The organism is Pseudoxanthomonas kaohsiungensis (assembly GCF_010211765.1).
Lineage (GTDB): Bacteria > Pseudomonadota > Gammaproteobacteria > Xanthomonadales > Xanthomonadaceae > Pseudoxanthomonas > Pseudoxanthomonas kaohsiungensis.
Genome location: NZ_PDWO01000005.1, coordinates 88,248 through 102,512, shown reverse-complemented (window position 1 = coordinate 102,512; position 14,265 = coordinate 88,248). Strand labels below are relative to the sequence as shown.

Genomic DNA, 14,265 nt, shown 5'->3' with positions numbered 1-14,265 from the left:
TGCAAGGTTTACCGTGTCCGAAACCCTCGCCAACGACCGCCTGCTGCGCGCCCTGCGCCGGCAGCCCGTGGACCGCACCCCCGTCTGGCTGATGCGCCAGGCCGGCCGCTACCTGCCCGAGTACCGGGCCACCCGCGCCGCCGCCGGCAGTTTCCTGGCGATGGCCAAGAACCCGGAGCTGGCCTGCGAGGTCACCCTGCAGCCGCTGCGCCGCTTCCCGCTGGACGCGGCGATCCTGTTTTCCGACATCCTCACCGTGCCCGACGCGATGGGCCTGGGCCTGTACTTCGTCGAGGGCGAAGGCCCGAAGTTCGAACGCCCGGTGCGCAGCGAGGAGGACGTGGCCCGGCTGGCGGTACCGGACATGGAAACCGGACTGCGCTACGTGATGGACGCCATCCGCGTGATCCGCCGCGAGCTCGGCGGCAGCGTGCCGCTGATCGGCTTCTCCGGCAGCCCGTGGACGCTGGCCTGCTACATGGTCGAAGGCGGCGGCAGCGACAACTACTCGAAGATCAAGGCCATGGCCTTCGACCGCCCCGAGCTGCTGCACCGGATGCTCGGCGTGGTCACCGACGCGGTGATCGCCTACCTGTCGGCGCAGCGCGCCGCCGGCGCGCAGGCGCTGCAGGTATTCGACACCTGGGGCGGGGTGCTGTCGCCGTCGCTGTACCGCGAGTTCTCGCTGCCCTACCTGCAGCGGATCGCGCGCGAGCTGGACCGCGGCGAGGGCGACGCGCGCGCACCACTGATCCTGTTCGGCAAGGGCAACGCACCGTACCTGGAAGAGCTGGCCGCCTCGGGCACCGACGCGGTCGGCGTGGACTGGCTGGTCGGGCTGGGCGAGGCCGCGCGCCGCACCGGCGGCCGCGTGGCGCTGCAGGGCAACCTGGACCCGGCCACGCTGTACGCCGGCCCGGAGAAGATCGCCGCCGAGGCCGCGCGCGTGCTCGACGACTACGCGGCCGGCAACGGCGGCTCGCGCGAGGGCCACGTGTTCAACCTCGGCCACGGGATGTCGCCGGACATGGACCCCGAGCACGTCGCCGCGCTGGTGCAGGCGGTGCACGCGCACAGCGCGCGCTGACGGCTCAGCCGGTGGCGCGCGACGGTGCGTGCGGGCTGGCGGCGGGCGGCGCCCGCAGGTCCGGCGCCCGTTGCGGGCGCCGGTACTCGATCCGGATCTCGCGCAGCGCCGGCGGCACCTCCGGCTCGATCAGCTCTGGCGCCACGCACCCGGGATACAGCGAGCCGGCCAGTTGCGCCGCGATCTCGGTGGCCCGGTCGGCCTGCCCCGTGGCGACCAGCGCGCGATCGCCGAGCACCACGGCCGCCACCTCGTCGCCGTCGCGATAGCTGGCCAGGGCCTGCTGCGGATCGGGCAGGCGCGGTACCAGCTCGATGCGTGCCGGCAACCAGCATGTCCCGGTGCTGGCGATGCGCACCCGGTCGGCCACCGATTCCATGAATGCCCGCAGTTCGCCCTGCAGCGACCCGACCGTGGCCGGCGGCTCGGCCGCACTGGCCCGCGCCTTGACCAGGTACATCTGGCGCGCGAACAGCAGCATCGCCGACGCCAGGCCTTCGCCCCGATAGCGCAACCCCATCTCCCAGGCCGGCACGCCGGCCGCATCCGCGCCCGGGCCGCCCAGGGTCAGCGGCGCGAGGTCACCGAACTCGGCCGTCCGCGCCTCCGCGCGCGCCGCCAGGCCGATGCTCACGCGCTCACTGGCCGACACCGCCGCCAGCATCTGCGCGACCTGCGGTCCGGCCGGATAGAAGTAGAGGTCGATCCAGCGCTGCTTGAGGTTGTCGACGTAGCGGACCGACACCCCCAGGCGCTGGTCCGGATAACGATGTTCGGATTCGGCCATCCAGCTGCCGACCTGGAGCGGATACAGGATGCGGCTTTCGGCCACCACGCCACCCAGGAACTCGTCGGGCGCAGCCCTGGGACCATGCGCCTCCTGCGCCGCCGCCGCTACGGACGCCCATGCCAGGCAGGCCACCCCGGCAATGGCCCGGCTGCCGCGCACTAGGCCTCCACCGGCTCCGGCAATACCGCCTCGATCGCCGCGGCGAGCATGTCCCCGGTCACCGGCTTGCGCAGGAAGCCGTCGAAACCCGCCGCCCGCGCCTGCTGCTCGGCCTCGGCGTCGGCGCGCGCGGTCACCGCGATCAGCGGCGGCGCGAAGCCCTGCAGGCGCAGCTGGCGCGCCAGCGCCAGGCCGTCCATGCCCGGCAGGTCCAGGTCGAGCAGCGCCAGGTCGAAACGCGCAACGGCCACGTCGGCCAGCGCGGCCAGCCCGTGCGGTGCGTGCGCCACCCGGTGGCCTTGCGCGCGCAGCAGGCTGGCGATGACCTCGGCCACGGTCGGGTCGTCCTCGACCAGCAGCAGGTCCAGCCGGCGGGTGGTGGCGCTGGCCGGCCGGGTCGCCGCCGGCGCGACCGGCTGCACCACCGCCAGCGGCAGTTCCACGCTGAAGGCCGCGCCCTCGCCAGGCGTGCTCTGGACGCCGATGTGTCCGCCCATCGCCACCGCCAGTTCCTGGCAGATCGCCAGGCCCAGGCCGCTGCCGCCGTAGCGGGCGGTGGTCCGGGCACCGTCGGCCTGCTCGAAGCGGCGGAACAGGCGTTGCTTCTGCTCGTCGTTGAGCCCGGGGCCGGTGTCGCGGACCACGAAGCCGACGCCACCCTCCAGCCCCGGCCGCACCTCCAACGCGACCTCGCCGCGGTCGGTGAACTTGACCGCGTTGCCGAGCAGGTTCAGCAGGATCTGGCGCACCCGCACCGGATCGCCACGCAGGCCGGCCGGTGCGCCTTCGGCGATCCCGACATGGAACGCCAGCCCCCGCTGCTCGGCCACCGGCGCCATCAGCGCGGCGACCTCGGCGACCAGGGCGCGCAGGTCGAAGTCGTGCGCCTCCAGTTCGAGCTTGCCGGCCTCGATCCGGGCCAGGTCGAGGGCGTCGTTCACCAGCCGCATCAGGTGCTCGCCGGCGCGGCGGATCGATTCGATGTAGCTGCGCTGGCGCGGATCCAGCAGCGTGGCCAGCAGCAGCTCGCTCATGCCGAGCACTCCGGTCATCGGCGTGCGCACCTCGTGGCCTAGCGTGGCCAGGAAGCGGCTCTTGGCCAGCGAGGCCTGCTCGGCCAGCTCGCGCTTGTGCACGTCCAGCTGCCACAGGCTGCGGCGGCGCAGGCGGTTGCGGTACAGCCAGGCCAGCCACAACAGCAGCGCGGCGATGGCCAGGACCAGCGCGGCCACGCCCCAAGGGCTGCGCCACCAGGGCGGCGGCACCCGGAAGGCCAGGGTGCGCACCTGCGACCACTCGCCTTCGGCCCCCGCCGCGGCCTGCAACTCCAGGCGGTGGTCGCCCGGCGGCAGCTGCGAGAACACGCGCTCGCCCCGCCCCAGCACGCCGACCCAGTCCTGGTCGAATCCGACCAGCCGGAACCGGTAGCGGTTGGACTCCGGATCGTCGAACGCGGGCAGGCGGACCACCACCTGCAGGTCATGGTCGTTCGGACCCAGCTCGAAGCCGCCGTCCACCGGAAGTTCGACCAGCGCGTCGCCGCGACGCACCCGCACCGCGTCGACCACCAGGGCCGGCGAAGGATGCGGCGGATCGGACTGCGCGGTGTCCAGCAGCAGCAGCGAGCCGTCGTCGGTGCTGGCGACCAGCACGCCGGCGTTGTCGAGCGCCAACGCACGCTCGGTGAACTCCTGGCTCGGCAGGCCTTCGCGCACGCCGAACCGGCGCACGGACGGGGTGCCATCGCCGCGATCGGGATCGACCCGGAACAGGCCGCGCCGCGTCGCCAGCCAGGCCCGCCGCTGCCGATCGACCACCAGGCCGGTCGCCTCGGTCGCCGGAATGCCCTGGCCGATGCCCAGGTGCAGCTGCCGCGTCCATGTCCCAGCGTCGAGCTCCCATGACTCCAGGCCGTTGAGGCGCTGCAGCCACAGCCGTCCGGGGCCGTCGAACGCGAACGCGAGCACCGGTTGCGGATCCATCCCCGGCAGCGCGACGAACGCGCGCTCTACCGGATCCCAGCGTCGCAGGCCGACATCGGCCGAAATCCAGGGCAGGCCGTCCGGTCCGAGCTGGACCGCGGTCAGGTCGGCGGTCGCCAGGCCCGGGGTGCCCACGGGCAGCGAATCGAGGACCCGTCCGGTGAGCCCGTCGCGCCGCTGCAGCCCCCCGCCCGGCGCGGCCAGCCAGAGGCTCCCGTCCGGCGCCGGCAGCACCCAGTCCACCGAGGCGCCTTCCGGCGTCGCATCGGGTTCGGCGGCGGTGTTCTTCCAGAGCCGCGCGCTTCCGTCGGCCGGATCCACCCGCAGCAGGCCGCTGCTGAGCGCGATCCACAGGCGGCCCCGCGCGTCTTCGCGCATCGACCGGGGCCGGCCGGCGAACTCGATCGGAAGCTGCTGCAGGACCTGGCCGCTGGCGGTATCGAGGCGCTTGATGCTGCCGGCCGAGCCGGCCAGCCAGACCCCGCCGCTGCCGGCCGCCGCCAGCCCGCGATACAACCCGCCATCCAGGCCATGGTTCTTGTCCAGCACCGCGGTGCGCCGCCAGTCCGAGCGCAGGTACCCCAGGCCGCGCGACGGCAGCGCCACCCACAGCGCCCCGTCGTCCTGGCGCAACAGGGCCTGCACCTGGCTGTTGATGCCCAGCGCCTGCGAGTCGTGCGTGACCGCCACCGGCGATGCGCCGGCGCGCACGCGCCAGGCCCCGTCGCGGGTGGCGATCCAGTAGCCGCCTTCGCCGTCGTCGCTCATCGCGGTGACCGTGCGCGCGCCGGTGAACGCCGTGGCCCAGTCCGGGGTGGTCCAGCGGCCGTCGTCGGCCAGGCGGAACAGGCCGCGCGGCGTACCGATCCAGGTCGAATCGCCCTCGCGCGTCAACGAGACCACGGCCGGGAATGGCTGCTCGCCGGGCAGCGCCAGGCGCCGCACCTGCTTGTCCGCGCAGCGCACCAGCCCCTGCAGGGTGCCGACCAGGACGCCTTCGCGGTCGTCGAAGGCCAGCGCCATGATCGCGCGGTCCACCACCGCGTTGACCTCCGGGTCGGACGAACGCAACCGCCTGACCTGGTCCTGCGCATCGATCCGGTAGAGCCCGCCGCCGTAGGTGCCGAACCAGATCTCGTCGCCGCGGCCGGCCACGGCGAAGACCTCGTCGCTCTCCATGTCCGGGTGCTGCGCCTTGCGGAAATGCCGAAAGCCGGTGCGGTCGGCATCCATCACGCTGAGTCCGCCGCCCTCGCTGGCCACCCAGATGCGGTTGCGCGAATCGACGTACAGCACCTGTACGACGTTGCCCGGCAGCGAGGCCGGATCGTCCGGGTCGTGGCGCCAGACCCGGAAGCCGGCCCCGTCGTAGCGCGCCAGGCCATCCCAGGTCGCGGCCCAGAGGAAGCCGTCCTGGTCGCGGGCCAGGGCCGGCACGGTGGTCGCGGGCAGGCCGTCGGCCGGCCCGAGGACCCGGAAGCGCGGAATCTCGGGCACGGCGGCGCCGGCGGCAGACGCGACCGCCAGCAGCACGCACAGCACCCACATGCGCAGCATCGGCATCCGGTCTCCACGCTCCCCGGAACGAATCGTCGCAACGCATCGTTGCAGGCGCAAGCCGCGCCGCGACCGCCTGGGGCCTAGAATGCGCCGCATGACGCACCGGCGCCTTCCGTTCCCCGTTCCCGTGCGCCCCGGCCGCCCCGCCCTGCGGTGGGCGATGCTGCTGGCGCTGCTGGCCGGGCCCCTGGCATCCGCCGGCGCATGGGCGGCCAGCGCGCGCTACGAACTGGATCCGGTGCACACCCGGGTCCAGTTCGCGGTTTCCCATGCCGGCTTCTCGCAGGCGCTGGGCACCGTGTCCGGCAGCACCGGCACGCTCGAGTTCGACGACGGGGACTGGAGCACGGCGCGACTGGACGTCACCGTGCCGCTGCAACGCCTCGACCTGGGCGACGCCGACTGGAACCGCGCCACCCTGGCGCGCAACCTGCTCGATGCGCAGCGCTGGCCCGAGGCGCGCTTCGTTTCGACGCGCGTCGAGCCGCTGGGACCGGACCGCTTCATCGTCCACGGCCACTTGAGCATCCGCGGCGTCACCCGCGAGGCGGCGCTGGCGGTGGCGTTCAATGCGCTCAAGCGCCACCCGCTGCCGCCGTTCCGCCGTACCGCCGGATTCTCGGCGACCACGACGCTGAGCCGGCGCGAGTTCGGCATCGACGCCTGGCCGTCGGTCATCGGCGATGCGGTCGAATTGCGGATCGAAGTGGAAGCCACCCGGGCGCGCGGTGCCGCGGATGCCGACGAGGCCGACCCCGAGCCGCCTGCGGCGATGGAGGTCGAGCCTGCGCTCCCGCCCGACGCCAACCCGGCGGACGGGACGGAACCGCCCGCGACCGGACCTGCGCCCGTCCCGGAGCCGCAACGCGACGAACCCACGCCGCCATGAGCACGAGCGCATGAGCCTGAAGAACACCGACCACTGGGGCGCCACCAGCCAGCTGCTGCACTGGACCATCGCCGTGCTGATCCTGTCGATCGGCGCGGTGGGGCTGGTGATGGGCGAACTGCCGCGTTCGCCGAAATGGTTCTGGGTCTACACCCTGCACAAGTCGCTGGGGCTGACGGTACTGGCGCTGGTGCTCGTGCGCATCGCCTGGCGCCTCTACGCCGGCGCGCCGCCGCCGGTGGAAGGCACGCCGCGCTGGCAGGCCAGGCTGGCATCGCTCACCCACGGCGCGATCTACGTGCTGATCCTGGCCATGCCGCTGTCGGGCTGGCTCTACGATTCGGCCAGCGGCCTGCGTCCGTTCCGCTGGTTCGGGCTGGCCGAGGTACCCAAGCTGTCGCCGTCCCACGAAGCGCTCGCCGACGCGATGCACGAAACCCACGAACTGCTGTTCTGGGTATTGATCGCACTGGTCATCGGCCATGCAGGCGCGGCCCTGTACCACCACTTCGTGCGGCGCGACGCGACGCTCGCGAGGATGCTGCCGCGGCGGTGGCTCGCCGGCTCCGTAGTCCCGACCGCCGCCCCTTCCCCCGACCTTCCCCCCGAGGATCCACGATGACGATCAAGCTGACCACGCCTGCCGCGGTGGCCGCGTCGCTGGCCGCCATGCTGGCCAGCGCCCCCGCCAACGCGGCCGAGTACGTGCAGGCGCCCGGCTCCACCCTGGCCTTCGCCAGCCGCTACGACGGCGAGGTGTTCACCGGCCGCTTCTCCGAATTCGCCACGAAGCTGAGTTTCGATCCGGCCAGGCCGGAAGCGGGCAAGCTGGACGTGACCATCGGCCTGGCCAGCGCCGCCACCGGCAATGCCGATCGCGATTCCACGCTCAAGACCGCCGACTTCTTCGACGTGGCCAAGTTCGCCCAGGCGCGCTACAGCGCCACCGGCTTCCGCAAGCTGGCCGACGGCCGCTACGTCGCCGACGGCACGCTGGAACTGCGCGGCGTGCGCAAGCCGGTGACCCTGACTTTCGCCTGGACCGGGGGCACGCAGCCGGTGCTCGAAGGCAAGGCCGTGGTCAAGCGCCTGGATTTCGGCGTGGGCGGCGGCGACTGGGCGGATACCTCCGCCATTCCCGACGAAGTGAACATCAGCACGCGGGTGGCGCTGAAGCCGATCTGAGCACGGCGCGCGCGTCCGGAGCGGTGGCGCGGGATTTGCCCGGCTACCTTGGCGAGGGACACGCGCAAGGGCGGGAGCAGCGGGGCGAGCCCCGCTCTACCAAAGCGTCTTCGCCGGATCGGCAACCGGTACCGGCAGGCCCGTCGGCCGGTACCGCGCCTCACTCCTGCGCGGCACGCGGCAGGGTGAAGCAGCCGCCCTGTCCGTCAGCCGCGCGCAGGCAGGCGTGCTCGCCATCGGCGACGAAGCCGAACACGGCACCGTCGCGCACCACCAGCACCGCTTCCCAGATGCTGTCCTCGCGTCCGAGCCGCAGCAGGCCTTGCCGGGGCGCCTGGTCCAGGAACGTGTGCTCGGCCGCCTGGCGAAGGATGCGACGGATGCCGGCGAGGTCGTGGGCCGCGGTCGTGCTGGTCAGCGCCTTGAGCAGCACGACCCGCTCGATCTCGGCCGCCGGCAGCACGTCGGCGACGCGCCGGCCCGCCCAGTGCGCGTCGCTGCCCGGCCCGGCCGACTTGGCCAGGTCGACGTCGCCGGATGCCGGTGCCAGCACGGTGCCCAGCGCCATCAGCCACGACAGGCCGGCCTGGCTCATGCGCGCCACCGGTCCAGCGCCTGCAGGTCGAACGGCCAGTCCAGTTCCGCGTCGCGGGCCATGTCGCGCAGCACCGGCACGCGCACGCCGTAGCGCGCCTCCAGCGCCGCATCGCCGTCGATGAACACGCTTTCGGGTTCCGGCAGGCGCGCCTCGGCCAGCACCGCCAGCGCCTGGTCGCACAGGTGGCAGTCGTCGCGCTGGTAGAGGACGTAATGCGGCATGGACGGACTCCGGGCGTGGGGCGCCAAGGTAGCCCAGCCGGGCGCCCCCCGCACTGCGTCACGCCCGTTTCGGGTGCAACCAATACAATGCTGGCCATTCCATCGCGCACGCACCCTCCCACCCCATGGCTGTCAGCACCTTCGACCTGTTCAAGATCGGCATCGGCCCCAGCTCCTCGCACACGGTCGGGCCGATGCGCGCGGCGGCGCGCTTCGTCCAGCGCTGGCTGGCCGATCCGGGCCACCTGGGGCAGGTCGCGCGCATCCGGGCCGAGGTGTTCGGCTCGCTGGCCCTGACGGGCCGCGGCCATGGCACCGACAAGGCACTGCTGCTGGGCCTGGAAGGCCACCAGCCGAACGCGATCGACCCCGACATCATCCCCGCCACGCTGGAGCGGATCCGCGCGGAGAAGTCGCTGCGCCTGGCCGGTGGCCACGCCGTGGCCTTCGAGGAGAAGCGCGACCTGGTGATGAACAAGCGGCAGAAGCTGCCGTTCCACACCAACGGCATGCGCTTCACCGCCTACGACGCCGCCGGCGAGGTCATCGCCACGCGCGACTACTACTCGGTCGGCGGCGGCTTCGTGGTCAACGAGGACGAGGCGGCCGAGGACCGGATCGTCGCCGACGACACCGAGCTGCCGCATCCGTTCTCCAGCGGCGACGGACTGCTCGAACGCTGCCGCCACAGCGGCCTGTCGATCGCCGCGGTGATGTTCGAGAACGAGCGCGCCTGGCGCAGCGATGCCGATATCTGCGCCGGCCTGCGCGAGATCTGGCAGGCGATGCAGGCCTGCGTGGCGCGCGGCATCCGCTCCGACGGCACCCTGCCCGGCGGCCTGCACGTGGTCCGCCGCGCGCCGGGCTTGTACCGCGAGCTGTCGTCCAAGCCCGAAGCGGCCATGCGCGATCCGCTGACCACGCTGGACTGGGTCAACCTGTACGCGCTGGCGGTCAACGAGGAGAACGCGGCCGGCGGCCGCGTGGTCACCGCCCCGACCAACGGTGCGGCCGGGATCATCCCCGCGGTGCTGCACTACTACGACCGCTTCTGCCCGGGCGCCAACGAACAGGGCGTGTTCGATTTCCTGCTCACCGCCGCGGCCATCGGCATCCTTTACAAGGAGAACGCGTCGATCTCCGGCGCCGAGGTCGGCTGCCAGGGCGAGGTCGGCGTGGCCTGCTCGATGGCCGCCGCCGGCCTGGCCGCCGCGCTGGGCGGCAATCCGGGCCAGGTCGAGAACGCCGCCGAGATCGGCATGGAGCACAACCTGGGGCTGACCTGCGACCCGATCGGCGGCCTGGTCCAGATCCCCTGCATCGAGCGCAACGCGATGGGCGCGGTCAAGGCGATCAACGCCGTGCGCATGGCCATGCGCGGCGACGGCCAGCACAAGGTCTCGCTGGACAAGGTCATCAGGACCATGCGCGACACCGGCCGCGACATGCAGGACAAGTACAAGGAAACCTCGCGGGGCGGGCTGGCGGTCAACGTCATCGAGTGCTGAGCCGTCCGGCTCAAGTTCCCCGGGGGCGTGCCGCTGGAGAAGTTCCAGAAAAAGCCTTAAAACGTACGCACGGGAACCGGGGGGATCTCGATCGACGGCCTAACCGCCAGCCTCAGCCGGCCGCGTCCATCGCAGCGGCCAGCGCAGCCCATCGGCCGGACGGCGACACGATGGGCCCGCGCCTGCGTGGCCGCCTGCCTGCTCGGCCTGGCCGGCCACTCCCTGGCGCTGCAGCCGGACAAGCGGTTCTCCGACTATGTCGGCGACACCTGGGGCATCGAACACGGCCTGCCGCAGGTCAGCGTCCTGTCGATCACCCAGGACCGCGACGGTTACCTGTGGCTGGGCTCGCAGGGCGGCCTGGCCCGCTACGACGGCAGCCGCTTCACCGGCTTCGACCAGCGCGACGCCCCCGAACTGGGCAGCCACGCGCTCGCGCTGCAGGGCGATGACGCCGGCCGGCTCTGGATCGGCACCTCGCAGGGCCTGGTACTGCACAAGGAAGGCCGCTTTGTCTCCATCCCCGTGGTGGCCGGCCCGGACCAGGCGCAGGGCAGCTTCCCGGTGCGGGCGCTGGCCGTCACCGCCGAGGGCCTGCGCGTCGCCGGGCCGGACGGCATCTATGCCACCGACGGGGCGCGACTGGCCCTGCACCATCCACTCGACGGCCCCGCGCTGAGCCTGCTGGCCGACGCCGGCGGCCTCTGGGTGGGCAGTACCGGGCGGGTGTTCCGGATCGGCATCGACGGCGTGGAGGCATTGCCCCTGCCGGGCGGGGCCGCTCTGGCCCAGGTTTCGCAGCTGGCGATGGACGCTGGCGGCGACCTGTGGGCCGGCACGGCGCAGGGCCTGTACCGGCGCCACCGGGAGGCCTGGCAGCGGATTCACGACCAGCCGGTCGAGGCGATCCTCGGCGACCGCGACGGCAACCTGTGGGTGGCCACCGCCCAGGACCTGCAGCGCTTCCGCGACGGCCGGCGGGTGGAGCGGATCCAGGACGCCGCCGGCAGCCGGGCGGTCCGTTCACTGTACGAGGACCGCGACGGCAACCTGTGGCTGGGCAGCCTCACCGACGGCGTCACCCGCTTGTGGGACGGCTGGACCACCCGCCTGGGCCGCGCCCACGGCCTGCGCAATCCGCTGCTGTGGTCGATCGCGGCCGGTCCACGCGGCGAGATCTGGGTGGGCGGCAGCGATGGCGTCGACGTCTACGCGCAGGACCACTTCCAGGTGCGCGCCCCCGGCGCGCGGCTGCCGCACCCGGAGGCCTACAGCCTGCTGGTCGAGGACGACCGGACCTGGATCGGCACGCGCAGCGGCGTCGCGGTGCTGCGCGGTTCGCGCATCGAGGTGCCGCCGGCGCTGGCGCCGCTGCGGGGTGCGCAGGTCAACGGGATCGTCCGCGACCAGGCCGGCCGGCGCTGGTTCGCCACCACCCACGGCCTGTTCGTGCTGCTGCCCGATGGCCGCGTGGAGCACTATGCCGAAGCGCAAGGGCTGGCCGACCGCCGCATCCGCCTGGTCCACGAAACCCGCGACGGAAGGCTGCTGGTCGGCACCTACCGCGGCCTGTACGAATGGCGCGAGGGCCGCGTCCTGCCGTTGGGCCGCGACAGCGGCCTCGGTGACGCGACCATGGTCACCGCCTTCCACGAACTGGAGGACGGCCGCTGGATCCTCGGCAGTACCGAGGGCGAGGAACTGCGCCTGTTCGACGGCCGGCGCTGGGTCCGCCTGGGACGCGAGCAGGGCGTGCCGGCCAACATCCCGTTCCACTTCGCCGTCCGCCACGGCTACCTGTGGGTCGCCGGCATGCGCGGTGTCTACCGGCTGCCGCTGGCGGACCTGGCCGGGGCGGGCACCGGCCAGCACAAGGTCGCGGCGGAAATCGTGATCAACTCCGGCGCCGACCGCGCCGGCGGCCAGCCCGACAAATGCTGCAACGGCGCCGGCAACAGTCGTGGCTTGATGGTCGACGACACCCTCTGGCTGCCGACCCGCGAGGGTGCGCTGCTGCTGGACACGGCGAAGGCCCAGATGCGCGGCGTGGCACGCAACGTGCGGATCGAACGCCTGCAGGTGCAGGGCCAGTGGCTGCACCCCGGCACCGAGCCCCTGCCCGACCTGCCCGTGGGCGCGCGCGACCTGAGGTTCGAGTTCACCGTGCCGACGTTCCAGCCGATGCACCCGGTGCACCTGCGCTACCGGCTGGCCGGCTACGACGCGGGCTGGCGCGAACTGGACGCCCCGCACCTGCGCAGCGCCACGTACACCAACCTGCCGCCGGGCGACTACAGCTTCGAGGTGGCCGACTTCGCCCAGGCCGACCCGATGGCCAGCGCCGCCCGGCTGCCGCTGGCGATCCAGGCGCGCTGGCACGAGACGCTGGCGTTCCGCCTGCTGATGCCGCTGCTGGTCACCGGCCTGGTCTACCTGCTCTACGTCGGCCTGCAGCGACGCTACGCGCGCCAGCGCGCCGCGCTGGAACAGCTGGTGCAGGAACGCACCCGCGACCTGCAGGCCGCCAACGCACGACTGGAAGCCTTGAGCTTCACCGACCCGCTGACCGGCCTGCACAACCGGCGCTACCTGTCCCGGCAGATCCCCGCCGACCTGTCGTTCTACGAGCGCGACGAGTCCTACCGCGCCGGCGACGAAGTGGTGGTGTTCGCCCTGCTCGACGTCGACCACTTCAAGGCGGTCAACGACACCCACGGCCACGCGGCCGGCGACCGGGTCCTGGAACAGATGGGCGCGCTGCTCACCGGCCTGGTGCGCAAGGGCGACTACGTGGCGCGCTGGGGTGGCGAGGAGTTCCTGCTGGTGTTCCGCCCGCTGCCGCGCGGAAGCGTGCCGCAGATCGGCGCGCGGCTGTGCGCCGAGATCAATGCGCATGCCTTCGAACTCGACGACCTCACCCGGCGCCGCCTGACCGCGTCGGTCGGGCTGATCGAGTACCCGCTGTTCCCCGATGCGCCGCGCCTGCTGGACTGGGAACAGATGGTCACCCTGGCCGACCGCGCGCTCTATCGCGCCAAATCGGCCGGGCGCGACACCTGGGCCGCGTTCCGCCCGAGCCCGGGCGCCCAGCCACCGGCGGGCGTGACCGCATTCGAGGGCGATCCGTCGTGGCTGGTGGATTCCGGGCTGCTCGAGCTGTTCGGGCCGGACCCGGCAGCAACGGATGACGCCTGAGCTAGGCCGCGCCGATCCGCAGCACGTCGTCCAGGAGCGCGGCCGCGGTCACCGCGGCGCCTGCCCCGGGGCCCTGGATCACCAGCGGCTGCCGCGGATAGCGGTCGCTCGTCACCGCGACGCGATTGTCGGTGCCGCCGCCGGCGCCCAGCGGATGGCCGGCAGGCAGCACGCGCAGCCCGACCGACGCACCGCCGGCGTCGAAGCGCCCGACATAGCGCAAGCTCCCGCCGGCCTCCCGCGCGGAACGCAGGCGCTCCTCCAGCGGTCCGTCGAGCAGCCCCAGCAGCGCCTCCACCTCGGCGGCGGGGGCCCGCGCCAGCGCGTCCGGCAGCAGCGACTGCACCTGCACCTGCGAGGCTTCCAGCGCCAGGCCTGCGGCCCGCGCCAGGATGAGCAGCTTGCGGCGCACGTCCTCGCCCGACAGGTCGATGCGTGGATCCGGCTCGGTGTAACCGGCCGCCGCCGCTTCGCGCACCAGCTGCGAAAACGGCAGCGAGCCGTCGTGGCGGTCGAACAGCCAGGCCAGCGAACCGGACAGGACGCCCTCCACGGCATGGATCCGGTCGCCGCCGGCCACCAGCGCGCGCAGGCTGCCGAGCAACGGCAGCCCGGCGCCTACCGTGGCGCTGTCGCCGTAGCGCGCGCCGGTCTCGCATTGCGCGTCGACGATCGCCTGCGAACGGGCCAGCAGCGAGCCGTGGCCGAGCTTGTTCGCGGTCACCACGCTGACGCCGCGCGCCAGCCATTCCGGATGCCAGTCGGCGACCCGCTCGCTGGCGGTCGCGTCAACGAGGATGTCGCCGGCGTGCAGCGCCTCCGCTTCGGCCCAGCCCTGCAGCACGACTTCGCGGCGCGGCGCGGCCCTGGCGCGGTCCAGCGCCGGGAGCAGGCCGTCGCTGCAGGCCTGCACGCTGCGCGAGTTGGCCAGCCACGCGACCTGCGGCAGCTCCAGTCCGCGCGCCTGCAACTGCTGGTAGCGCTCGACGAACGCCGTACCCACCGTGCCGGTGCCGAGCAGAGCCAGCCGCCGGCGCGGCGCGGCGCGTCCGTGCGCACTTCGCGCCGCGCGCGGCGCGAGCCCGGCCACG

11 protein-coding genes are annotated in these 14,265 nt (G+C 73.1%); 6 read left to right on the top strand and 5 right to left on the bottom strand.

Features of this window, described 5'->3' with window-relative positions; all coding sequences use genetic code 11:
- The first annotated feature begins 13 nt into the window (after positions 1 to 13).
- Positions 14 to 1,087 (top strand): uroporphyrinogen decarboxylase, encoded by a 1,074-nt coding sequence (gene hemE, locus CSC66_RS07230; RefSeq protein ID WP_162376717.1) that lies wholly within the window; start codon positions 14 to 16, stop codon positions 1,085 to 1,087.
- Between the two features lie 4 nt (positions 1,088 to 1,091).
- On the opposite strand, the gene CSC66_RS07225 is transcribed toward hemE, so the two are convergent.
- Positions 1,092 to 2,036 carry a hypothetical protein gene (locus tag CSC66_RS07225; protein WP_162376716.1) on the bottom strand — a complete coding sequence of 315 codons (945 nt, stop codon included), beginning with the start codon at positions 2,034 to 2,036 and terminating at the stop codon, positions 1,092 to 1,094.
- Positions 2,036 to 5,581, bottom strand: a complete 3,546-nt coding sequence (locus tag CSC66_RS07220; protein ID WP_238394321.1) for a hybrid sensor histidine kinase/response regulator — start codon at positions 5,579 to 5,581, stop codon at positions 2,036 to 2,038. Before CSC66_RS07220 ends, CSC66_RS07225 begins: the two co-directional genes overlap by 1 nt.
- 157 nt (positions 5,582 to 5,738) lie before the next feature.
- Between CSC66_RS07220 and CSC66_RS07215 the strand changes: the two genes are divergently transcribed.
- The 3 genes from CSC66_RS07215 to CSC66_RS07205 are packed head-to-tail and all read left to right on the top strand — an operon-like array spanning position 5,739 to position 7,652.
- Complete coding sequence (locus CSC66_RS07215; protein ID WP_162376839.1) at positions 5,739 to 6,467, top strand: YceI family protein; 729 nt, start codon at positions 5,739 to 5,741, stop codon at positions 6,465 to 6,467.
- Between the two features lie 10 nt (positions 6,468 to 6,477).
- Complete coding sequence (locus tag CSC66_RS07210) at positions 6,478 to 7,089, top strand: cytochrome b (RefSeq protein ID WP_162376715.1); 612 nt, start codon at positions 6,478 to 6,480, stop codon at positions 7,087 to 7,089.
- Positions 7,086 to 7,652 carry a YceI family protein gene (locus tag CSC66_RS07205; RefSeq protein WP_162376714.1) on the top strand — a complete coding sequence of 189 codons (567 nt, stop codon included), beginning with the start codon at positions 7,086 to 7,088 and terminating at the stop codon, positions 7,650 to 7,652. Before CSC66_RS07210 ends, CSC66_RS07205 begins: the two co-directional genes overlap by 4 nt.
- A gap of 160 nt (positions 7,653 to 7,812) precedes the next feature.
- Here CSC66_RS07205 and CSC66_RS07200 read toward each other — a convergent pair whose 3' ends face one another.
- Both CSC66_RS07200 and CSC66_RS07195 read right to left on the bottom strand, forming a co-directional pair.
- The gene (locus CSC66_RS07200) at positions 7,813 to 8,247 is read right to left on the bottom strand and encodes a hypothetical protein (RefSeq protein WP_162376713.1); all 435 of its coding nucleotides are present in this window, start codon (positions 8,245 to 8,247) and stop codon (positions 7,813 to 7,815) included.
- The gene (locus tag CSC66_RS07195; protein ID WP_162376712.1) at positions 8,244 to 8,471 is read right to left on the bottom strand and encodes a glutaredoxin family protein; all 228 of its coding nucleotides are present in this window, start codon (positions 8,469 to 8,471) and stop codon (positions 8,244 to 8,246) included. The genes CSC66_RS07200 and CSC66_RS07195 overlap by 4 nt, the downstream gene beginning before the upstream one ends.
- A gap of 125 nt (positions 8,472 to 8,596) precedes the next feature.
- Between CSC66_RS07195 and CSC66_RS07190 the strand changes: the two genes are divergently transcribed.
- The gene (locus CSC66_RS07190) at positions 8,597 to 9,979 is read left to right on the top strand and encodes an L-serine ammonia-lyase (RefSeq protein ID WP_162376711.1); all 1,383 of its coding nucleotides are present in this window, start codon (positions 8,597 to 8,599) and stop codon (positions 9,977 to 9,979) included.
- A gap of 186 nt (positions 9,980 to 10,165) precedes the next feature.
- Positions 10,166 to 13,174, top strand: coding sequence for a ligand-binding sensor domain-containing diguanylate cyclase (locus CSC66_RS07185; RefSeq protein ID WP_162376710.1), 3,009 nt, complete (start codon positions 10,166 to 10,168; stop codon positions 13,172 to 13,174).
- 1 nt (position 13,175) lies between these two features.
- Here CSC66_RS07185 and CSC66_RS07180 read toward each other — a convergent pair whose 3' ends face one another.
- Positions 13,176 to 14,264, bottom strand: a complete 1,089-nt coding sequence (locus CSC66_RS07180; protein ID WP_162376838.1) for a homoserine dehydrogenase family protein — start codon at positions 14,262 to 14,264, stop codon at positions 13,176 to 13,178.
- Position 14,265: the final 1 nt, after the last annotated feature.